At 37.7% G+C, this 23006-nt stretch carries 26 protein-coding genes; 25 read left to right on the top strand and 1 reads right to left on the bottom strand.

Annotation, left to right across the window (positions count from 1 at the left end; translation table 11 throughout):
* Positions 1-224 precede the first annotated feature (224 nt).
* The 25 genes from NC797_RS09805 to NC797_RS09685 all read left to right on the top strand — a co-directional run bounded on the left by NC797_RS09805 (position 225) and on the right by NC797_RS09685 (position 21704).
* A complete protein-coding gene (locus tag NC797_RS09805) occupies positions 225-488 on the top strand; it encodes a stage VI sporulation protein F (protein ID WP_272436603.1) in 264 nt (87 codons plus the stop codon).
* A gap of 234 nt (positions 489-722) precedes the next feature.
* On the top strand, positions 723-983 hold the full coding sequence (locus tag NC797_RS09800; protein ID WP_417168702.1) for a DUF2768 domain-containing protein: 261 nt from the start codon (positions 723-725) through the stop codon (positions 981-983).
* Positions 984-1012: 29 nt separating this feature from the next.
* A complete protein-coding gene (locus NC797_RS09795) occupies positions 1013-1744 on the top strand; it encodes a hypothetical protein (RefSeq protein ID WP_272436601.1) in 732 nt (243 codons plus the stop codon).
* A gap of 293 nt (positions 1745-2037) precedes the next feature.
* Positions 2038-3516 carry a stage IV sporulation protein A gene (spoIVA, locus tag NC797_RS09790; RefSeq protein WP_272436600.1) on the top strand — a complete coding sequence of 493 codons (1479 nt, stop codon included), beginning with the start codon at positions 2038-2040 and terminating at the stop codon, positions 3514-3516.
* A 314-nt stretch (positions 3517-3830) separates the two neighbouring features.
* Positions 3831-4103 (top strand): HU family DNA-binding protein, encoded by a 273-nt coding sequence (locus NC797_RS09785; RefSeq protein WP_272436599.1) that lies wholly within the window; start codon positions 3831-3833, stop codon positions 4101-4103.
* Positions 4104-4392: 289 nt separating this feature from the next.
* Positions 4393-5190: a heptaprenyl diphosphate synthase component 1 gene (locus NC797_RS09780; protein ID WP_417168701.1), complete on the top strand. Its 798-nt coding sequence runs from the start codon at positions 4393-4395 to the stop codon at positions 5188-5190.
* Positions 5191-5194: 4 nt separating this feature from the next.
* Positions 5195-5908 carry a demethylmenaquinone methyltransferase gene (locus NC797_RS09775; protein ID WP_272436597.1) on the top strand — a complete coding sequence of 238 codons (714 nt, stop codon included), beginning with the start codon at positions 5195-5197 and terminating at the stop codon, positions 5906-5908.
* A 19-nt stretch (positions 5909-5927) separates the two neighbouring features.
* Positions 5928-6899: a heptaprenyl diphosphate synthase component II gene (gene hepT, locus NC797_RS09770; RefSeq protein WP_272436596.1), complete on the top strand. Its 972-nt coding sequence runs from the start codon at positions 5928-5930 to the stop codon at positions 6897-6899.
* A 114-nt stretch (positions 6900-7013) separates the two neighbouring features.
* Entirely contained in the window at positions 7014-7460 is a 447-nt protein-coding gene (ndk, locus tag NC797_RS09765; RefSeq protein ID WP_272436595.1) for a nucleoside-diphosphate kinase, read from the top strand.
* Between the two features lie 258 nt (positions 7461-7718).
* Entirely contained in the window at positions 7719-8885 is a 1167-nt protein-coding gene (aroC, locus tag NC797_RS09760; protein ID WP_272436594.1) for a chorismate synthase, read from the top strand.
* The gene (aroB, locus tag NC797_RS09755; protein WP_272436593.1) at positions 8885-9964 is read left to right on the top strand and encodes a 3-dehydroquinate synthase; all 1080 of its coding nucleotides are present in this window, start codon (positions 8885-8887) and stop codon (positions 9962-9964) included. The genes aroC and aroB overlap by 1 nt, the downstream gene beginning before the upstream one ends.
* Positions 9961-10341, top strand: coding sequence for a chorismate mutase (gene aroH / locus NC797_RS09750; protein WP_272436592.1), 381 nt, complete (start codon positions 9961-9963; stop codon positions 10339-10341). Before aroB ends, aroH begins: the two co-directional genes overlap by 4 nt.
* Positions 10338-11435 carry a histidinol-phosphate transaminase gene (hisC, locus tag NC797_RS09745; protein WP_272436591.1) on the top strand — a complete coding sequence of 366 codons (1098 nt, stop codon included), beginning with the start codon at positions 10338-10340 and terminating at the stop codon, positions 11433-11435. Before aroH ends, hisC begins: the two co-directional genes overlap by 4 nt.
* Before the next feature lie 43 nt (positions 11436-11478).
* Positions 11479-12582: a prephenate dehydrogenase gene (locus NC797_RS09740; RefSeq protein ID WP_272436590.1), complete on the top strand. Its 1104-nt coding sequence runs from the start codon at positions 11479-11481 to the stop codon at positions 12580-12582.
* Between the two features lie 14 nt (positions 12583-12596).
* Positions 12597-13892, top strand: coding sequence for a 3-phosphoshikimate 1-carboxyvinyltransferase (gene aroA / locus NC797_RS09735; RefSeq protein WP_272436589.1), 1296 nt, complete (start codon positions 12597-12599; stop codon positions 13890-13892).
* Between the two features lie 63 nt (positions 13893-13955).
* Positions 13956-14846, top strand: coding sequence for a hypothetical protein (locus NC797_RS09730; protein WP_272436588.1), 891 nt, complete (start codon positions 13956-13958; stop codon positions 14844-14846).
* A gap of 25 nt (positions 14847-14871) precedes the next feature.
* Positions 14872-16137 (top strand): tetratricopeptide repeat protein, encoded by a 1266-nt coding sequence (locus tag NC797_RS09725; RefSeq protein ID WP_272436587.1) that lies wholly within the window; start codon positions 14872-14874, stop codon positions 16135-16137.
* A gap of 34 nt (positions 16138-16171) precedes the next feature.
* On the top strand, positions 16172-16738 hold the full coding sequence (locus NC797_RS09720) for a ReoY family proteolytic degradation factor (RefSeq protein ID WP_272436586.1): 567 nt from the start codon (positions 16172-16174) through the stop codon (positions 16736-16738).
* Positions 16739-16846: 108 nt separating this feature from the next.
* On the top strand, positions 16847-17305 hold the full coding sequence (locus NC797_RS09715) for a DUF2487 family protein (RefSeq protein ID WP_272436585.1): 459 nt from the start codon (positions 16847-16849) through the stop codon (positions 17303-17305).
* Between the two features lie 128 nt (positions 17306-17433).
* Positions 17434-17943 (top strand): QcrA and Rieske domain-containing protein, encoded by a 510-nt coding sequence (locus NC797_RS09710; RefSeq protein WP_272436584.1) that lies wholly within the window; start codon positions 17434-17436, stop codon positions 17941-17943.
* 4 nt (positions 17944-17947) lie between these two features.
* Complete coding sequence (gene qcrB / locus NC797_RS09705) at positions 17948-18622, top strand: menaquinol-cytochrome c reductase cytochrome b subunit (protein ID WP_272436583.1); 675 nt, start codon at positions 17948-17950, stop codon at positions 18620-18622.
* Between the two features lie 32 nt (positions 18623-18654).
* Complete coding sequence (locus NC797_RS09700) at positions 18655-19431, top strand: menaquinol-cytochrome c reductase cytochrome b/c subunit (RefSeq protein WP_272436582.1); 777 nt, start codon at positions 18655-18657, stop codon at positions 19429-19431.
* Positions 19432-19538: 107 nt separating this feature from the next.
* Positions 19539-20126, top strand: coding sequence for a lipoprotein heptaprenylglyceryl N-acetyltransferase LhaT (gene lhaT / locus NC797_RS09695; protein WP_272436581.1), 588 nt, complete (start codon positions 19539-19541; stop codon positions 20124-20126).
* Positions 20127-20186: 60 nt separating this feature from the next.
* Positions 20187-20957, top strand: coding sequence for a sporulation protein YpjB (locus NC797_RS09690; RefSeq protein ID WP_272436580.1), 771 nt, complete (start codon positions 20187-20189; stop codon positions 20955-20957).
* A 60-nt stretch (positions 20958-21017) separates the two neighbouring features.
* On the top strand, positions 21018-21704 hold the full coding sequence (locus NC797_RS09685; protein ID WP_272436670.1) for a zinc metallopeptidase: 687 nt from the start codon (positions 21018-21020) through the stop codon (positions 21702-21704).
* 104 nt (positions 21705-21808) lie between these two features.
* Here the strand turns inward: NC797_RS09685 and NC797_RS09680 are convergent, their stop codons facing one another.
* Positions 21809-22684 carry a YitT family protein gene (locus tag NC797_RS09680; protein ID WP_272436579.1) on the bottom strand — a complete coding sequence of 292 codons (876 nt, stop codon included), beginning with the start codon at positions 22682-22684 and terminating at the stop codon, positions 21809-21811.
* Positions 22685-23006 lie beyond the last annotated feature (322 nt).

Here is a 23006-nt window from a genome sequence, read left to right as displayed (position 1 = left end):
ATACAGGCTAAGACCGCCACGTCCTGTGGCAACGCCTGCATGACCCACATCGTGTGGCCCCGAGATGCGTAGCTTATCATTTGGTGACTTTTTGAACATCCTCTATATAAGTTCGTAATCAGGCAACAATTATCATTTGACATCCATTTATGTGCGCTCTTTATACACTTATTCATCCTTCGTGCATATACTATTTTGAATGAAATAGGCAAGGAGGACTTGACGTGAGTGGATCACAGAAAGACATGTTCGACCATATTCAAAGCAGTACCGATATGAAACCAGATGACCTTTTAAGTATAGTGGACTCATTGGGGGATGCCGATTTATCCAATGATGAAACCGTTCGTAATCTTGTTAGAAATCTATCAGAAATGGCAAATCAACCAATTTCCAAGGAAAAAGAAGATACCTTAGTTGATACGATTACGAATAACAACGTACCATCCGATTTTAGTTCTTTGAGTAAATTGTTTGAAAATAACTAATACTAGGCTTTTGAGGATACAAAACATTGCTCTTTCGCATAGAATAAATCGCACAAGCATTCATTTAGGGTTGCTTTGGGGTATTGTTTAGTCATTACCGAGGTGGAGATTGCCCCTTCCATCTCGGTTTTTATTGTGTAGGTTGTTTGAACATGCACTAAAAAAGAGATATGTTATACTATTTGTGTGATGAAAGGCTAAAGTGGAAGTAGAGAAGTATCCAACAGGGATTTAATGGATACTACAACCTTTTATCTAAAAAAATGGACAAAGCCCCTGGACGTAAGGAGTGGTACTATGTCGGAATCTATGTTAAAAATGTACATATCTTTTGCTGGAATGATTTTTTTGTTTATATCTATTGGTCTCATTCTTTTAAGCAGATACAAACTGAAAGGAATATTTGCTGTAGTTGTTGCAATTTTCGCCTATCTCTTCCTAATTGTAGGAGGACTGATAATTTTTTATATCGTTATTAGCGGCCCTACATCATGATTACTTGCAAACCTAGGAGGAAGAAACAAATGTTTTACCAACGAACTTATATCACGCTTTTGAGCCTTCTTTTACTACTGTTACTGCTAAGCGGATGTCTCTACCCTAAGGAAAGGCTTTCAAAAAATCAGATGCCAAACGATGCGCAGTTAAGCATGGTACAAGATGCAGTTGATACATATAGAGAGAATACAAATGGCCTTGTACCGATCAAAACAAAAGAACAAGATACCCCTATTTTTTTGAAATATGTGATTGACTTTACTGCATTAAAGGAACAAAATTTAATCCAGTCCATTCCAGGCAATGCATTTGAAAATGGGGGAATCTACCAATACGTATTGATTTATCCTGAGCAGAACCCTACAGTGAAGTTAATTGATTTGAGGATTGCCGAAAAGCTAAGAAGTCTACAACAAAGGGTAAACATCTATCGTAACAAAAACATTTATCCACCATTTGGTAAGGAAATCGATGATGGTGTGTACCAAATAAATTACGAAAAGCTAGGATTAGATGCATTACCTTATGTTGAAAGCCCCTATACCCAAAGGAATTTACCAGTTGTATTTGATACACAAGGAAATTTGCTGATTGATTACAGTAAGGATCTTTTCAAATACTTAAATGAGTATAAACACAATTATAAAAATGGTGATGATATTCGATATATATTGGCAGATAATGCGCCATTCGTGCCTGCATATTCTTTGCCGTACACGATTAAAGATGGAGAACCCATTCCACTTAAAAACGAATAATTGGTAACCGTATACCTTATAATAATGGATCAAAACAAGAAAAATTTCGGAATACTAGATCCCTCGCCGCATATAATGTGGCGAGGGATTTTTTCTTTTTCCTATCCTATTATTGTTACGTTGGGCAAAAGTGTTAACTGGTTTTTAATAGGAAAAGTAGAAATAGGAACGAAAATACAAACTTTTTATGCTTTTCCTAATAAACAAGTCATATTTTAACTGGACAACGTCATAGAATCATAATGTCAATGATTCGTAATGATAAATGGCGAAGTAGATCGGGAGGGGATCGTTTGGAAAGAGTAGATATTTTTAAAGATATCTCGAAACGGACAAATGGAGATATTTACTTAGGCGTAGTTGGTGCAGTACGAACTGGAAAATCAACCTTTATTAAAAAATTTATGGAGCAGGTGGTTTTACCAAACATTGAAGATGAAGGAGAAAGAGCAAGGGCCCAAGATGAACTCCCACAAAGTGCTGCGGGAAGAACAATTATGACAACAGAGCCAAAATTCGTACCAAATCAAGCCGTATCTGTTCATGTCGGTGATGGACTTGATGTAAATGTTCGAGTTGTAGATTGTGTTGGGTATACAGTTAATGGTGCAAAAGGATTTGAAGATGATGATGGCCCAAGAATGATTAATACGCCATGGTATGAGGAACCAATTCCGTTTCATGATGCAGCAGAAATAGGAACAAGAAAGGTCATCCAAGAGCATTCTACCATTGGGGTTGTAGTAACGACGGATGGTTCAATAGGAGAAATCGAAAGAAATGATTACGTTGATGCAGAGGAACGAGTGGTTGAAGAACTTAAGGAAGTAGGAAAGCCCTTTATCATGGTTGTCAATTCTGTTCAGCCACACCACCAAGAAACGGAGCTATTACGACAGGAACTTGTTGAAAAATACGATATTCCTGTACTAGCAATGAGTGTAGAAAGTATGAGTGAGCATGACGTGTACAATGTATTGCGTGAAGCATTGTACGAATTCCCGGTACTTGAAGTAAATGTAAACTTACCGAGCTGGGTTATGGTCTTAAACGAGAATCATTGGTTAAGAGAAAATTATCAAGTGGCCATTCAAGAGACAGTTAAGGACATTAAACGATTACGAGATGTCGATCGTGTAGTCGGTTACTTTGATGAATATGATTATATTGAAGAAGCAAATTTGTCTGGCATGGAAATGGGTGAAGGGGTAGCAGAAATCGATTTGCAAGCACCTGATTATCTTTATGATCAAGTACTAAAGGAAATAGTCGGAGAGGAAATACGTGGCAAGGATCACTTACTACAGCTGATGCAAGATTTTGCGTTTGCTAAAAGAGAATATGACCAAGTATCCGATGCATTACAAATGGTCAAGCAAACCGGATATGGGATTGCAGCCCCTTCCTTGTATGATATGGAACTAGATGAGCCAGAAATCATACGTCAGGGTTCACGCTTTGGTGTGAGGTTAAAGGCAGTTGCACCCTCAATCCATATGGTAAAGGTGGAAGTAGAATCAGAATTTGCCCCGATTATTGGCACAGAAAAACAAAGTGAAGAGCTTGTTCGTTATCTAATGCAAGATTTTGAAGAGGACCCATTATCCATTTGGGAGTCTGACATATTTGGTCGGTCTTTGAGCTCCATTGTTAGAGAAGGAATTCAAGCAAAACTTTCACTTATGCCAGAAAACGCACGATATAAATTAAAAGAAACACTTGAGCGGATTATTAATGAAGGCTCAGGTGGACTCATCGCAATTATACTTTAGCGGCTGATTTTCAGGCCGCTTTTTGTTTTGGGTTTTTGTCGTATTCCTTTTGTACCAATTGTTGAACACGCTTGCATAACGTTACGCACTATGTTACGATTCATGTACAATAAAGCTTGGGTAATATTTGGTAGTTAAAGAAAATTTAACGATAATTGCTGATTTTTGTTGAATTTCCGCTTCAACTCGGTTATTATAAGCCATGTCACCAATTAAATGATGACACAGTTTATAAAAAACAAAAAAGGGAACAAATGATAGGTGACTACCACTTGTTCGAAAAGAATGATACATATTGGGAGGAGGTGAATGTCATGAACAAGACAGATCTAATTAATACAGTAGCTGAAAAAAGCGAAATTTCAAAGAAGGACGCAACGAAGGCTGTAGATGCAGTTTTTGAATCTATCATGGATTCACTAAAAAATGGTGAAAAGGTACAGTTGATCGGTTTTGGAAACTTCGAGGTACGTGAGCGTGCTGCTCGCAAAGGTCGTAACCCTCAAACAGGAGATGAAATCGAAATAGCTGCAAGCAAAGTTCCAGCTTTTAAACCAGGAAAAGCCCTAAAAGATACTGTAAAATAGTTTTACATATGGGCAAAAAAAGGGTGCTATTGAGCACTCTTTTTTTTTGCTTACCTTTTATCTACATGCGTAAATGACAAGCGTACATCTTTGACATTAATAAGGAAATACGTAATAGTATGAAGAGAAGGCTTATGAGAAGCGGTATAATACGAGAATTCATTCAGATAAGTCATGGTGAGTTACAACAGTGGAAGTGTAAGATTTACTTTGTAGTGAGACGAACCATGCATGTTTATGCTATAATTAATTGTAATTCGTTATGGTTATTGGGGTAGGGGGTTAAATGGTGCATATATTATTAACAGAACTCAAACAAATTAAAAAAGAAATAGAAGAAGAAATACAGCATTCTTATTTGGAAAAGTATGTTAAAAACCCAGTGATTGATGAAGACAAACTGTTCCTTTTAACATCCATTATTGATAATACCTCCTTTGCCAATTCGACAAAAAGACAGTATATCATTACTACGATGCTTGTACAGATAGCCCTTGACACACATGATCTAGTTGTATCTAAAAAAGAAGAGGAACCAGTGCTAACTACAAAAACGCGTCAGCTAACTGTTTTGGCGGGAGACTATTATAGTGGATTGTACTACCACCTACTGTCAAGAATGGATGATATACCAATGATATCTGCGTTAGCATCAGCTATTAAAGAGATAAATGAATATAAGATGAACCTCTATCACCGAAACACAGGTTCCTTTCAAGAGTATTTGGATGATTTAATGCAAATTGAGTCATTGCTGATTCAACGGGTAGCAGAATTCCTTCAACGTCCATCGATAAAAGATGTTGCAGGTGAATGGCTTTTAACAAGAAAGTTAATCCAAGAAAAGAACTGTTTCCAGAATAAAGGGAATTCCCCCGTTTTTGAGCATCTTTTTAAAAGGATAAGACCTTCATCTACCTATAAACAAATGATGGTCATGATCGAATCGCTAATTGAAAGCAAAATTAGCAAATTAGAAGTAACCATTTCAAATTTACCGATTCACTTTCATATGTTTAAATCATATGTTCAGTCTGTAATGTACGAAAATCTCACAACTAATTCAAAAGTGGCGGAAGAAGGGTAACATCATGCACCAGCAATCGAAAGAAGAACGCGTCCATCACGTCTTTGAAAAAATATATCGTAATTATGATAAAATGAATTCGGTTATTTCCTTTCAACGTCACACAGTTTGGCGCAAAGATGTCATGAAGCGAATGAAGGTTAAACCTGGTAATACAGCACTCGATGTCTGTTGTGGAACTGGGGATTGGTCGTTTGCGTTAAGTGAGGCAGTTGGTTCAAACGGTAAAGTGATAGGATTAGATTTTAGCAAGAATATGTTGTCTGTTGGAATAGAAAAAAAAGAAACAAACAATGTAAAACAGTTAGAATTTATTCATGGTAATGCCATGGAACTTCCATTTGAAGAAGATACATTTGACTTTGTGACAATTGGATTTGGATTAAGAAATGTTCCTGACTATACGAAAGTATTACAAGAAATGAAACGAGTCGTTAAACCTGGAGGTAAGGTTGTCTGCTTAGAAACATCACAACCAACACTTTTTGGCTTTCGACAAGTCTACTATTTGTACTTTCGTTTTATCATGCCATTGTTTGGCAAACTATTAGCGAAAAGCTATGAAGAGTACGCTTGGCTTCATGAATCAGCTAAAGATTTTCCTGGCAAAGAGGATCTCAAACAAATGTTTACTCAAGTAGGCTTATCAGATGTACAGACGAAGAGCTATACTGGTGGAGTAGCAGCCATGCATATAGGCAAAAAACCGACAAGATAAATATAAAAAGGTGACCCACATGAAACTAGCAATGATGTACTCTTTTTTAAAACAAGATATTGATAAGATTGAAGAAGCACTTCACGAAACAATCAAGGCAGATCACCCTGTATTAAGAGAAGCATCGACACAGCTTTTACAGGCAGGTGGGAAACGAATTCGACCTGTTTTTGTTTTGCTAGCGGGAAAATTCGGTGACTATGATCTAGAGAAGATGAAAACTGTGGCAGTTGCATTGGAGCTTATACACATGGCTTCATTAGTTCATGATGATGTGATTGACGATGCAGAGCTAAGACGAGGTAAACCAACAGTAAAAGCAAAGTGGGATAACAGAACTGCAATGTATACTGGGGATTATATTTTTGCTCGTTCCTTGGAATATTTATCCGCACTGGAAAATCCACGTATACATCGTATCCTATCAAAGACGATTCTAGAAGTTTGTCTTGGCGAAATGGAACAAATAAAGGATAAGTATAATTGGAATCAGCATTTACGTAGTTATCTACGAAGAATCAAACGAAAAACGGCTTTACTTATTGCAGTAAGTTCCCGTTTAGGCGCTATAGCAGCATCCGTTGACACGAAGACAGAGAAAGCACTATTTCGATATGGTTATTATGTTGGTATGTCCTATCAAATTATTGATGACATATTAGATTTCACATCTACGGAACAGGAACTAGGGAAGCCTGCTGGTGGTGATTTACTTCAAGGTAATATTACGTTACCTGTTATTTATGCAATGGAAGAAAAGGGTTTCAGACAGAAACTAGATATGTGCTTTCAGGACACTAATAATACAGAAAATATAGATATAACCCCTCTTATCCAAGATATTAAAGAATCAGACGCAATAGAGCGTTCCTATCAAATGAGTGAAAGATATTTAATAAAGGCGTATCAAGCAATTGAAGCACTACCAAACATACGAGAAAAACAAACATTGAAAAATATAGCCAAATATATCGGGAAAAGGCGTTCCTAATAGAGGTTCTTCAAAAATGATTGTTTTTTTTATTCCAATTTGATACTATTTTTAGTGGTGACTTTTAGAACGCACTCTTAAACGCTTACAACTTACATATTGGAGGTAACACAAATGGAACAAACATTTTTAATGGTAAAACCAGATGGTGTCCAACGAAATTTAATTGGAGAAATCGTGACACGATTTGAAAGAAAAGGCTTTAAACTTGCTGGAGCTAAACTGATGAACATATCAAAAGAAACTGCTGAACAGCATTACCAAGAACACAATGACAAGCCTTTCTTTGGCGAACTTGTATCATTCATTACTTCTGCTCCCGTTTTTGCAATGGTTTGGGAAGGGGAGAACGTCATTGCAACTGCAAGGCAAATGATGGGTAAAACCAACCCGCAAGAAGCTCTCCCAGGTACGATTAGAGGAGATTACGGCTTGACGGTTGGGAAAAATATTATACACGGTTCTGATGCACCAGAAAGCGCTAAACGTGAAATCGATCTATTTTTTAACGAAACAGAAATAGTAGAATTTGAAAAAAACGGTAACAATTGGGTGTATTAATCGCCAAAGTCCGCGTTCAAAAACTTCTTCCGTATAAGCGGAAGAAGTTTTTTCTGCTTTAATTGTGGGAATCCTGGCTAACAATCGATCGAATCCACAGCTGATCATTTGGAGCCTTTTTGAACATCCTTCGTTCGTATAGAATACCAATCTTTTTAACAATTTCTATATGAAAGCCCTTTCTAATGATCAAAATGCACACATTATGTAAAAGGTATGATATAGTAGTACAAAAATTACTAAAAATGAGGGATTATTATGCGCTATTTAACTGCTGGAGAATCACATGGTAAACAATTGACTACAATTATAGAAGGAATTCCGTCCAATTTATCATTAACGAAAGACGATATAAATGCATCCCTTTTGAGGAGACAGAAAGGACATGGGCGAGGGAAACGGATGCAAATTGAAAAGGATCTTGTTGAAATTGCAAGTGGAGTAAGACATGGATACACGCTTGGTTCACCGATTTCAATGGTCATACATAATGACGACTTTAAACACTGGATTGACGTTATGGGTGAAGATCCAATTTCAGAGGATCAGCAAATTCGTCGTACAGTAACAAGACCGCGCCCTGGGCATGCAGATCTTAATGGGGCAATGAAATATGGCCACCGTGACATTCGAAATGTACTGGAGAGATCTTCGGCAAGAGAAACTGCCGCACGTGTTGCTGCTGGAGCAGTAGCAAAAACATTGCTTTCACAATTAGGCATAGAAGTAATAGGCTATGTGAAAGAAATCGCTGGTATTGTTGCTGACGATCAACAGGAGATAACAATAAAAGAAAGACAAACAATATCGGAAGAGTCACCTGTCAGAACCTTAGACAAAAATGTGGAACAAAAAATGATGGATGCGATCGATCTTGCTAAGAAAGAAGGGGATTCGATTGGTGGGGTCGCAGAAGTGTATGTAGAAGGGATGCCCGCTGGAATTGGATCCTATGTTCATTATGACCGAAAACTAGATGGACGAATTGCCGGTGCTGTTGCAAGCATTAATGCATTTAAAGGTGTGGAATTTGGAATTGGCTTTGAGGCAGCACGCAGAAATGGAAGTCGTGTTCATGACGAGATTGCTTGGGAAAAGGAAAGAGGCTATTATCGTAAAACAAATCGGTTAGGTGGATTTGAAGGCGGGATGACAACGGGCATGCCAATTGTTGTAAAAGGTGTGATGAAGCCAATTCCAACCCTTTACAAGCCGCTTCAAAGTGTAGATATCGAATCAAAGGAGCCGTTCCAAGCTAGTATTGAACGTTCAGATTCTTGCGCAGTTCCAGCAGCTTCTGTTGTAATGGAACACGTTGTGGCATTTGAGCTTGCGAAAGGCATTTTGGAGCAATTTCCTAACGACCAGTTTCCGAAGCTAAAGAAAGCACTTGATGAATACCGTGAAGAACTTAGGTGTTTTTAATGGAATCGTTACAGGTTCAGTCTTACTCGAATTCATATACTGTATATGTCGGAGCAAACGTGCGTCACCGTTTAGCCTCTCTTTGTAACAATAATTACCAAACTATTCTCATTATAACAGATACGACCATTGAAAACCTCTATTTGGAAGATGTTAAACACTCGTTTTCAGCTGACCAGAATGTGCATACTGCTGTTATTCCTGCAGGAGAGTCCTCTAAAAGTCATGACGTTTATTTTCGTTTACTTACGAAAGCAATTGACTGTGGATTAGACCGTAAATCGCTAATCGTTGCACTTGGTGGTGGAGTTGTTGGCGATTTAGCTGGATTTGTCGCAGCTACCTATATGCGTGGAATAGACTATATTCAAGTTCCTACAACCATTCTCGCCCACGATAGTAGTGTTGGAGGAAAGGTTGCAATAAATCATCCGAAGGGGAAAAACTTAATTGGCAGCTTTTATCCGCCTGCTGCGGTAGTATATGATGTCGAAACACTTCATTCACTATCTAAGCAGGAAATTCGCTCAGGCTACGCGGAAATTGTGAAACATGCACTTATTGATAACGCTTCTTTTTTTCAGGATGTCGTTCAACATCGTTCTATCTATTCTATTTCAAATGAAGTTTTAATCGACCATTTGTTAAGAGGCATAAAAGTAAAGGCTTCTATTGTACAAGAAGATGAAAAAGAGAGTAACATTCGTATGTTTTTAAATTTTGGTCATACCCTTGGACATGCACTAGAATCTGAGCTAGGTTATGGAAAAATATCGCATGGGGAAGCAGTCGCGATCGGAATGTTGTTTGCCATTAAGGTGAGCGAGGATCTTTTATCCATTTCACTTCCTTACAACGAGCTATATGATTGGTTGAAAGAAAATGAATACCCGCTTCGTCTATCCTACATAAATCCTACAGATCTGCTGGAAAAGATGAAGTTAGATAAAAAAGCACACAATCAAAAGATTCAAATGGTCCTACTAGAAAAAATAGGATGTCCTAAAGCAGTTCAAGTTGATCATAGTTGGTTATTAAAGAAATTAACAAAATTTTTAGAGGAGATGACTGTGGAATGATGAGAGGAATTAGAGGTGCGACAACAGTAGATAGAAATGAATCAAGTGAAATCATCTCACATACAAAAGAATTGATCGACGCGATGGTACAAGAAAACGAACTTTCCCCACCAAATATTGCTTCTGTATTTATTTCTGTAACAAATGACATTAATGCAGACTTTCCAGCAAAGGCATTACGACTTTTAGATGGGTGGAAATTTGTGCCTGTCATGTGTATGCAGGAAATCAATGTTCCTGGAAGTTTAGCCAAATGCATTCGAGTGATGATTACAGCAAATACAGAGCGAAATCAAGAGGATGTTGTACACATCTACCATTATCAAGCAAAGAAATTACGTCCAGACTTGATTCGTGAGGAGGAACGGAACGGATGAAAGCAAAGGAAATATTAAATGAACTAAAGCCATATAAACCAGGTAAACAAATGGAAGACGTAAAACGTGAATTTGGATTAGAACGAATTGTGAAATTAGCATCGAATGAAAATCCATTTGGGTTTTCACCTAAGGTAAAAGCCGAGTTACCAAAGCTTATCGAAAACTTTCAAATCTATCCTGATGGTTACACTGGTAAATTGCGAGAGGCATTAGCTTCAAAGCTTGGAGTAAGAAATAATCAGCTCGTTTTTGGCGGTGGCTCTGATGAAGTGATTCAGATTATTTGTCGAAGCTACTTACAGACTGGAACAAATACGATTATGGCAACACCTACTTTCTCACAGTACAAGCAAAATGCGGTGCTTGAAGGTACGGAGATACGTGAAGTGCCTTTAGAAAATGGGTACCATAATCTAGACAAGATGCTTCAAACAGTAGATCATCAAACACGGGTTGTCTGGTTATGTTCACCCAATAATCCAACGGGTTGTCATATAAATCAAGAGGATTTTTACAGGTTCATGGATAAAATTCCACACGATGTTTTAGTCGTAGTCGATGAGGCCTATTATGAATATGTCGAGGCAAACGATTTTCCTGATACGATCGCTGCACTACAGGATTACCCTAACCTTATCGTGTTAAGAACATTTTCAAAAGCATACGGTTTAGCTGGTCTTCGAATTGGTTACGGTATTGCAAATGAAGCAATTATCGCGAAGCTTGATGTTGTTCGAGGCCCCTTCAATACGAGCTCCGTTGCACAACAGGCTGCTTTACTCGCATTAGAGGACGAGGAATTCCTCCAGCACTCAGTTGAAAGAAATAAAGAAAATAAACAGGTATTCATACAATTTTGTGACCAATTGGGGTTGTCCTACTATGACTCACAAACAAACTTTCTTCTCGTTCAATTACCTGTAAGTGGTGATCAAGTCTTTCAGCATTTGTTATCAGAAGGATTTATTGTGCGCTCAGGAGAAGCACTTGGCGTACCTAATAGTGTTCGAATTACAATTGGTGAAAGAGAAGATATGGAAAACCTACAGAAGAAATTGAAGGATTATCTAACATTAAATAGTGATTTTTGAACACACGCTACTTGAGGGAAAACAATAATGTAGGAGCGATGAAATGACAAGTAAAACAGTCTTAATTGCTGGGTTAGGTCTCATTGGTGGATCCCTAGCTATTAACATAAAAAATAATAATCCAAACACACATATACTAGGATATGATACAAATCAACAGTCGATTTCCTATGCACAACTGCACGGTTTTATGGACGAAGCGTCTTACGATTTTCATGCAGCAGTTGCAAAGTCAGACGTTGTTATTTTGGCTACTCCTGTATCCGTAACTGTTCAGTTAGTGAAGGAGCTAATGAAAATAAAAGATGTACAAAAAGAAGTCATCGTTACGGATGTCGCCTCCGTTAAATCTCCTGTCATGGAAGTGGCCTCACAGCTACAAGATCGTTCGATCACATTTATTGGCGGACACCCGATGGCTGGTTCTCACAAAAAAGGAATTGAAGCAGCTAGAGGGCATTTGTTTGAAAATGCATTCTACGTATTGTCCCCTTTTCCAGGTTGTCCAACAAGCAAAGTAGATCAACTTAAAACACTTTTAAGTGGAACGAAAAGCCACTTCATCGTCTTAAATCCAAAAGAGCATGATGAGATGACTGGGGTTATTTCACACTTTCCACATTTAATTGCATCTTCTTTAGTTCAACAAGCTAAAAAATGGGAACAAACACATGCCTATATTCCAAAGCTAGCAGCTGGTGGATTCCGAGATATTACCAGGATTGCTTCTAGTAACCCGTACTTGTGGGAAGATATTTTCTTCCACAACCGACCAAGGTTGACAAGACTATTGACCGATTGGATCACTGAAATGGAAACATTAAAGGGTTTATTGGAAACGAAGGATCAAACTTCCATTTTTCGTTACTTACAAGAAGCAAAGGATTACCGTGATGGGTTAGCGCCAAAGAAAAAAGGAGCTATTCCTTCTTTTTACGATATATATGTTGATATTCGAGATCAACCTGGTGCACTGTTACAGGTTATTAAATTACTGAAATCGATTAGCATTCGTAACATCCAAATACTAGAAATAAGAGAAGGAATAACTGGTGCGCTTCGGTTAAGCTTTCAAGAGGCATTGGAACAAAAAGAAGCAAAAAGAATATTAGAGGCAGACGGTTATGAAATATCGATTGAGGAATAGAGGGATGAGACAATATGATTAGAAAACTAGAGCCTAATTACGCCCCATTAGCTGGTGAAATAAGCGTTCCTGGTGACAAGTCTATTTCACACCGTGCCGTGATGTTTGGTGCAATGGCGGCTGGAATTACGAAAATCACCAATTTCTTGGATGGGGAAGATTGCCTAAGAACTTTAGAAGCTTTTCGTGCAATGGGAGTATCCATACAAAAGCAGGAAACAGACATCACGATTCATGGAAAAGGGATAAAACATTTAAAAGAACCTCATGATCCAATTGATTTAGGCAACTCAGGTACAACAACAAGGCTTCTGCTAGGTATTTTGTCTGGTTTACCTTTTCACACCACTTTATTTGGAGATGAATCATTAAGCAAAAGACCGATGGATCGTGTAGCAGTTCCTTTACGATCCATGGGCGCGAAAATAGACGGAAGAGAACATGGGAAGTATTTACCTCTTGCAGTTCGAGGCGGAGATCTAACGAGCATTGTCTATCAAACTCCAATTAAAAGTGCACAAGTCAAGTCCGCAATACTTCTAGCTGGACTATTGGCAGATGGACAAACAACTGTTAAAGAAAAGACTGTTACAAGAGATCATACCGAAAACATGATTCAAGCATTTGGCGGTGTAATAGAAAAGAATGATGACGCAATCTCAATTAAGGGAAAACAGAGCTTAACAGGTACAGATATCCATGTACCTGGTGACATATCGTCAGCTGCGTTTTTTCTTGTGGCTGCGGCAATGAGACAAGAAAGTGTCGTAACGATAAAAGATGTTGGGATCAATCCAACACGTACAGGTATTCTGGACGTGTTGGAACAAATGGGTGCAGACATCAAAATGGAAGAAAAACGAGCAATTGGCGGAGAACCCATTGGGGATATCACGGTTAAAGGAAGTCGGTTACATGGTGTGGAAATTGGAGGAGACATTATTCCTCGATTAATTGATGAAATTCCGATTCTTGCTTTACTCGCCTCCCAAGCAAGTGGTACAACCGTTATTAAAGATGCAGAAGAATTGCGATATAAAGAGACAGATAGAATCCAAGTTGTTGTCCACACATTATCACAATTAGGAATAAATATAAAAGCTACAGAAGACGGCATGATTGTCGAGGGAAATCAAAAAGTCATAGGTGGAGAGGTGGACTCATATGGAGATCACCGAATTGGCATGATGATTGCCATAGCATCACTTGTTTCCACGAATCCGATTATCCTTCATAATCCATCCTGTATCGCTGTTTCTTATCCGGCTTTTTTTGATGATCTAGAACAAATTTTGTCTATCTCATCATAGAGAATGCATAACCTTCATACCTTGTACAAGATGTTTAAAAATCCGAATGGAAAGGAACATGGTATGGAGGCCTATTCATTTTATAGTAAATATGTGTGGGAAAATGGCGAATGGAAGTCAAGACTATTTCATGTTGAAGATGGCAAGTTCACACGTTCCATAAGAACAAAAAGTATGGAAATGCGGCTTAATGTTGATTCATTTTGGTTGGGTCCTGGAAAGGTGTATGTCGATTCAGAGGAACCCGTTTATTATCAATTAGACTACCAAAATACAGTTAAAAAATTTATGTATCGCGGATGCACATTATTACTTTGTCAATTACCGGTGATCAACACAAGTAATTATCGGAAGGATTTTTTTCATTATATCGATCATCTAAAAAATATGCCGATTGACCATATGATCGTTCCTATTATTCCAGCACCAATTTTAAAAGACGAACATATTCGTTTTTTTGGGAGGCAAAAGGTTCCTTTTCTATTAATTGAGACAAGTAGTCAAGAAGACTTGCTCAATATAAAATGGGAATGGATCCAACAGGCACAATCCTTTTCAAGAATGCCACTCATGTATAAAAAGAGTTCTTTTCTTCAAGAAGAAATTAATGTTTCAGAGCTTTGGCACGAATTGTGTAAAAACTACAATATCCCTTCCCTTCACCAAGAAATTGGACAGTCTCCATTATCAACGCAAACGTTACGATTAAGTGGTATTTCTCCATTTCACGGAGAATTTGTTGAAAATGGTAGTGCAGACTACAACTTGTTTGATTTGAGTTCAATCCAATCCGTTGATGAATCGCTTCTTTTTAGATATGATAAGGCTATTCCAGTAGTGACCGTTGCAAATGGTAATGTAATAAAGGCTAACCATTTGGTACTCGACCAGCAACAGAATGGAAAGTATCAAAAGGTCTCAATTCCACAGCATTTCGTGTATGAAGACCTTTGAACACCTTTAGAAGGGATGATGTTACGTGGAAGAAATATATGAAGCAATCCAATTCATGGAACAAGACAAAACAAAGGAAGCACTACGCCACTTAGAATCTTTTCTCCCACAAGCGAATGAAGAGGAGAAATTTACGATTGCTGAGTTATATATGAAATGGGGGATGCTGGAGGAGGCAAAAACCATTATTGAAGACTTGGCGCAACATTATCCGAACGAAACAGAACTAAAGATGATGTTAGCAGACATACACATTGATTTAGAGGAAGACGATCAGGCTATAGATCTATTAAATCAGTTCCAACAAGGGGACGAGGAATATGTAGAAGCACTCATTCAATTAGCAGATTTGTATCAGGCTCAAGGATTGTTTGAAGTAGCCGAACAGAAGCTTTTAGCAGCAAAGCAAGTTGACACCACAGAGCCTATAGTCGATTTTGCTTTAGGTGAGTTAGCATTTTCGATTGGAGAGTATGTTAAGGCGATTCCTTATTATGAAAAAGTATTTGAGCTGTCACGAGTGATTGGAGATATTGATGTTTCTTATAGACTAGCGGAAGCATATGCAGCTAGTGGGGATTTTGAGAGAGCACTTACTTACTATCAAGAGTCCGATAGTCAGAATCCAGATGTATTATTTAAATATGGATTTACTGCAGAACAAGCCAACCGACGCGATATAGCAATAAAAATATGGGAGCAGCTAATGGATATTGATCCGAACTACCAATCCGTTTATTTATACCTTGCAAAGGCGTATGAAACGGAGGGATTCGTGCAGGAGGCGATGGAAACAGCTAGTAAAGGATTAAAAATGGATCAATTTAACAAGGAATTATACCATTACTCAGGAACATTGGCACATCGGTTAGGCAAAGACCTAGAAAGTGAAAGGTTGATAAAAGAAGCAATTGCTTTGGATCCAGGATATAAGGAAGCCGTTTTATTTCTTGTAGAGAAATATAAAAAGGCAGGGGATTATGAAGCTATTGCTGATTTGTTGTCACATGTTGTGGAACTAGGAGAGGATGATCCATTATACAAATGGGAGCTTGCTAAAGCCTATCGTGAAATAGAGTCTTTTTCACATGCATTAAACATGTATATGGATGCATACAATAATTTCAAAGATGATAGTGATTTCTTGAAGGAGTTTGGATACTTTTTAGTAGAGGAGGGGAATGTAAAGGAAGCGAAAAAGGTTTTCTTGCATTATTTACAAGTAGAACCGACAGACCATGAAACAGAAGAATACGTAAGTCGACTTGGTGAACACGAAGATACTTTTTGAACGTAACTCTCTTTTTACAAAGGAGGGCTATCATGTGAATACGCCTGTTTCAATTAGAGATAAAAAGGAGTTTATTCGTTGGTTTCTTAGCCATTACCAACTGAAAAGACGAGAAAGTGTTTGGATATTAAATTATTTAATTAATCATGATTCGTTATTAGAAAAGGTACATTTTATACGGGAAGCTCGTTTCTGTCCGCGCGGTATTATAATCTCAACACATTGTTCGGATGATCCACCATTTCGTTTTTATAAAAACAATATCGTGACGACGGATGCAGAAAAGTCTTTTCATGATATTCGGTTAAACAAAGAAGATCCAATTTACATCCAATTAAATTTTAAAGATGCTCAACAGTGTGCGTCATATGTCGCTGTTCTGGAAGACAATCCCTTTTTACCAGACGATTTTTTTATAACGGATGCTGATCAAAGACTTGCTAAAAGACTGTTAGATTATTCTTTGTTTCATTATCAAAAGGAAAAAATCCAAGAGAAAATTAACCACGCCCTTGACAACCGTGAAAAAGTTCATTTTAAACAACTGTCTATTCAACTTAAGGAATTGGAAAAGCGCTTTAAGATGGATGATCCTAAATAAAAGAGGTTGTTCAAAGAAATGAAGAAAACTTGCCGATTTTTGTTGGTAAGTTTTCTTTTTGTTATATTTTCGATAAAATAGTTAAAGAATAAGAAAAGGAGGGAAAACATGCAATGGAGTAAAAAAGATATGGAACAATACATAGGCGCCAAAGAATATGTGGATACTGTACTTATCCCATTAATGCCGGTTGTTCTGGCGGGTAACGAAGAATTGGTGAAACAGGCTTTTCAAGGTGAGCTATTAAACCGATTCAGCCAAGAAGTGGAAGTGCAGTTTAAAGGTCGAATTTATTTGTCGCCGATCTATACGTATTTAGCTTCAGCAAATAAAATATCGGAAGCTGAACGGCTAAAAACATGGGTGGATGGAATAAAAGAAAATGAACCAAAGCATATTTTCTTTTTTACTTTTGATCCCCAATGGAAAAAACACGAAAAAAACTTAGATGGAACCATTATCTGGATACCTGCCATACAAACTGGTGATATACATTCACAAGAAACAAAGGATTTATTAAAACAACAAACATCCCAATTAACGGAGCTTATTTTGTCTTATTGGTGATCGTAAATTTTGCTCGTTTCAAGCTTATAGGATTGACCACACAATAAGATTACGCTATCATAGTTATGTCCTAGTAAACTGTATAAATTATATTAAACGTGGAATAACGCATAGAGGGGGGTAAACTTATGAGCGAAAAAAAACAGCAAGTATCCCGTCGTCAATTTTTGAACTATACACTAACAGGTGTAGGGGGATTCATGGCAGCAGGAATGCTTACACCTATGATACGAATGGCGGTTGATCCAGTACTCCAACCAAAAAAGAGCGGTGATTTGGTTGCCGTTGTCGAGGTTGACAAGTTAACAACTGAACCTCAACGATTTGATTGGGAAATTGATCAAGTTGACGCATGGTATGAATCAAAGGTTACAAAAACAGCGTGGGTATTTATACAAGAAGATGATAGTATATTAGCACTGTCACCTATATGTACGCACCTTGGTTGTACTGTTTCATGGGAAGGAAACGAAGAATATCCAAATCAATATTACTGTCCATGTCATGGTGGGCGCTACTACAAAAATGGGGTAAACGTACCAGGTCTTCCACCGCCAGCACCACTAGCCGTATATGATCAAGATGTAAAAGACGGCACGTTATATCTCGGAAAAGCTATTTCTAGAAAGGGGGCGTAATAATATGATGCAAAAAATTTACGACTGGGTTGACGAACGTATGGATATTACGCCTTTATGGCGAGATATAGCGGATCATGAAGTACCAGAACATGTGAACCCAGCACATCACTTTTCTGCATTTGTCTACTGTTTTGGTGGCCTTACGTTTTTTGTAACAGTCATTCAGATTCTTTCAGGGATGTTTTTAACAATGTATTACGTCCCAGATATTGAAAATGCATGGAAATCAGTCTATTACCTGCAGTCAGAAGTAGCATCTGGTCAAATTGTACGCGGGATGCACCATTGGGGTGCGAGTGTTGTTATTGTAATGTTGTTTCTACATACATTGCGAGTATTTTTCCAAGGTGCATACAAAAAACCACGTGAGTTGAATTGGATTGTTGGTGTACTATTGTTTTTTGTAATGCTTGGGTTAGGTTTTACAGGTTATTTACTCCCTTGGGATAATAAAGCGTATTTTGCAACTCAAGTTGGTCTGCAAATTGCAGAGACAACCCCGTTTATTGGTGATTCTGTAAAAATACTACTATCTGGTGATGCAGACATCGTCGGTGCACAAACATTAACGAGGTTCTTTGCCATTCATGTATTCTTTTTACCAGCAGCACTGTTTGGATTAATGGCAGTTCACTTTATCATGATACGAAAACAAGGAATTTCAGGACCACTTTAATTCCAACATATAGTTGAAAAGGAGGGAAAGCTGTGCACAAGGGAAAAGGCATGAAGTTCGTTGGTGACTCACGGATAAAAGCTGATCGACAGCCTAACATACCAAAAGACTACTCTGAATATCCTGGTAGAACGGAAGCGTTTTGGCCTAACTTTCTTTTAAAAGAATGGCTCGTTGGTGCTGTGTTTTTAGTAGGGTTTCTAGTAATGACCTTAGCGGAACCAGCACCACTTGAAAAAATGGCTGATCCGACTGACACCACCTATATTCCTTTACCGGACTGGTATTTCTTGTTTTTATATCAGTTTTTAAAATATGAATTTGCTGGTGGGAACTACGTTTTAATAGGAGCAATTGTTGCTCCAGGACTTGCGTTTGGTGCACTTCTACTTGCGCCATTCTTAGACAAGGGATCTCAGCGACGCCCGGTTAAAAGACCAATTACAACAGGTATTATGTTATTGGCTATTACCTCTGTTATTTGGTTGACTTATGAGTCAGTGGCAGAAGTTGATTGGGAAACACGTACGGAACAAAATAAGCCAGTCCTACAACCTGAAGTAGAGATTGATAAAGAATCAGACGGCTATGCGGTTTTTAACAAGAGTTGTGTTTCTTGTCATGGAGATAACTTACAAGGCGGAGTTGGACCGACATTAATTGGTGTTGACTACTCCGTAGAAGAGATCAAGAAAATTGCAGTCGAAGGAACTGGTGACATGCCGTCAGGTCAATTTAAGGGTTCAGATGAAGAGCTACAGCAGTTAGCAGAATTTATTGTGTCTGTAAACGAACAAGCTGATGAGTAACGAAACGTTTGAATTAATGATTGTATTTCCATACCCCCGCAGTTTTGCTGTTGGGGGTTTTCAAATTTAATGGCATCACACGAATATAAGCCGGAAAGGATCGTTAAATGATACACAAAATACTACTGGACCGTAGATTTTTATTTGTGTTATTGCTAGTCAATTTATTTGGGACGATTTACGGTTATCTATGGTATGGATACCAATTAAGCAATACACCCGTGCAATTTTTGTTATTTGTTCCAGATAGTCCAACTGCTAGTTTGTTTTTTACAATTTTCTTGTTTTTCTTTATAGTCGGTAAAAACGCTCCGTACGTGGAAGCACTAGCAATCATTACACTATTTAAATACGGGATTTGGGCAGTTGTTATGAATGGATTGACCTTTATTGTCAATGGTTCCCTGCCATGGGAAGCGTATATGTTGATCGTATCACATGGAGCAATGGCGATTCAGGGACTATTATATGCACCATATTATGCAATTAAGATCCGTCATTTAGTTGTTGCTAGTATTTGGACATTACATAACGACATTATTGATTACGTTTTTGACATGATGCCCGTTTATTCCTCTCTCAATGATTATATGAATGAAATTGGTTATTTTACTTTTTGGCTAAGTATCGTGTCCATCGCGCTTGCTTATTATCTAACCGTCCGAAAACGGTTGGAGTATTCCTATAGATCTTAGGTCTAAACTTGTCTAATCTTTCATACATTGTTTAGAGAATGTATGAAAGAGGGGATCTCTATGAGACGAAAGTGGAGAGTCATGTTGATACTGTTGTTTATGTTGGGCATAGGGACTCAAATTTTCACTAGTACCGTTCGTGCAGAACATAAAGATATTCGTTCTACTATTTTTCAGTATTTACGCTTAATTGAAGATAAAAGATACGATGCAGCAGTTAAAATACTTACGAAACATAAAGATAAAATTGTGAATGTAGAAAACAATAAAGAGAACAACGAAGAGAATCAAACGCTTTCTCTTTTATATGAACAAAATAGACAACAATTAAATGCATCACCAGTAAACGAGCAACAATTGTATCAAAGTGCTGTATCACTAACATTGGTATTAGATGCAGTGACATCAGATGGGGTAAGTCCAGTGTGGAAGAATTGGCAATCTGAATTAACGAATAAACTATCAGCCATTGTGAATGACACAGATCAGATTTCCCAAACGAAGGTGGATGAAGTGATCACCTATTGGGAAATTATATCTCCAGTTCTAGTTGTGACCTTAAATGATGTGGAGTATGAACAAATAGCATCTGTTTATCAACAATTGCAAACAAATAGTAATAAAGTTAGTCAAACAGCAGTAAAAGAAGCATTCCGACAAACAAAATTGTTGGATGTAACAAGTTCTGTAACAACAGAAAAGGAAAGCTCTACTTTTGTAATGGTGCTATTCATAGTGGGTGGCTTTATTACCCTCACATTAAGTTATGTAGGCTGGAAAAAATATAAAGGAAACAAAAATAAAAAAAGGAAAACCGAGAAGAACAGTTGACTATTGCATCAAATCTGACTATAATTGACCATAGGTAATATATACATGAAAAATGGAGGAATGTATATGTCGTTGGGTGCTTATGTTATTTATCTTGCACTTCTGATCATTATCCCGATTTGGGCGCAATCAAAGGTAAAGAAAACGTATAAGAAGTATTCTAAGGTTGCTAACTCTTCTTATATGACTGGTGCTCAAGTTGCTCGAAAAATTTTAGATGATAACGGTTTATATACTGTTCGTATAGAGGAAACAAAAGGAATGCTGTCCGACCATTACGACCCAAGAAAAAAAGTTGTTCGGCTATCGAGTGATAATTATCATGGCCATTCAATGGCAGCTTCAGCAGTTGCTGCACACGAAGTAGGACATGCAATGCAGGATGCGGAAGCATATGCTTTTCTTCGGTTTAGACATGCATTAGTGCCTGCTGCTAATATTGGATCCAATATGTCCATTTTTTTAATTATTGGTGGATTCTTGTTTTCCATGATGAACTTGGTTCTGATCGGCATCGTATTCATGTCCGTCGCTGTATTATTCCAATTGGTGACATTACCGGTCGAGTTTAACGCCTCTAATCGGGCTATGGCACAGCTGGTGTCAAGCGGTGTTATTCGAAACAATGAAGAAAGAGAAACGAAGAAAGTTCTAAATGCGGCAGCTTTAACCTATGTTGCAGCAGCTCTTGTTGCCGTTGCAGAACTGATTCGATTTATCTTAATGTTTACGATGGCAGACGAATAAAAAATAAAAAGACCCTTTTCAAGCTACTGGAAAAGGGTCTTTTTATTGTAATTTTAACATTGAATATGATGCATGATTCATGTGTTTTTCTGAATAGATGCTTGTTAATCAGATAATGGTTTTTTATTTTCATCCAGTGTAAAGCCTTCCCCAAGTACATCATGAACAGTATGAAGGGCGACAAATGCATGTGGATCTATGGTGTGGATGATCGTTTTTAATTTAACGATTTCATTACGTCCTACAATACAGTATAATACATCACGACTTTGGCCTGTGTAGCTTCCTTTTCCTTGTAAAACCGTTACACCACGATCCATCTCTTTGTTTATTCGTTGTGCTATATTCTGACTCCTTGCAGAAATAATCGTAGCTCCTCTTGCGGCATATGCGCCTTCTTGAATAAAATCAATCACTCTAGCTCCGATGTAAACAGCTACTAATGTGTACATGCCTTGTACCAATTCAAGTATTGTAAAGACGGACGTAACAATGACAACCGCATCAAACAGAAACATCGTTTTACCCATACTCCAGCCGACATACTTATGAACGATCCTCGCAATGATATCGACACCACCAGTTGTTCCACCATATCGAAAAATGATTCCTAAGCCTGCTCCTATTGATACACCTGCAAACAATGCTACTAGTGTCATATCCGATTGTAAATTAGTTGGAAAAGGATCCATTTGAAATATGCTTAGAAAAATGGATACAGCAAACGTGCCAATGATCGTATATATAAACGTTTGACGCCCCAGATATTTCCACCCAATTAAAAACACCGGAAGATTTAATAAAATGTTCGTTATAGCTGGATCCCATCCCCAAAGAAAATAAAAGAGTAAGGTAATTCCAGTAAATCCTCCTTCACCTAGATTGTTCTGCATGTTAAAATGGACAATTCCGAAAGCAAATATGGCGGATCCGAACAAAATGAAAAAAATATTTTTAAATTTCAAACCGAAAATGGACATGAATGGCACCTCCAATTGAATCATCCTATCTATTATAGTGGATGCTCAACAAGTTACAAAATGATAAGTTAGCACATTTGCATACAAAAAGGAGCGTATTATGATTTAAAACAATACTTATCGTATGAAATAGGATAAATAATTTGTCAAAATTCCGCCTTTTCGCTACCATTAAGGAAAGATAAGGATTTTAAACTTTTTGAACAACCTCTAAAAGTATGTGTCCAAAAGTCGGCAAATTAGAAGCAAGCAGATCGAGGCGGCGTAGTTTTGAGTAACGGAACGTATGCTTTTAATACGTGAGTAACGGAAAAACAAGCCA

This window comes from Terrihalobacillus insolitus (assembly GCF_028416575.1).
In the GTDB taxonomy this organism is placed as follows: domain Bacteria; phylum Bacillota; class Bacilli; order Bacillales; family Amphibacillaceae; genus Terrihalobacillus; species Terrihalobacillus insolitus.
The sequence above is the reverse complement of the archived record's forward strand: the minus strand, read 5'-3'. Positions and strand labels throughout refer to the sequence as shown.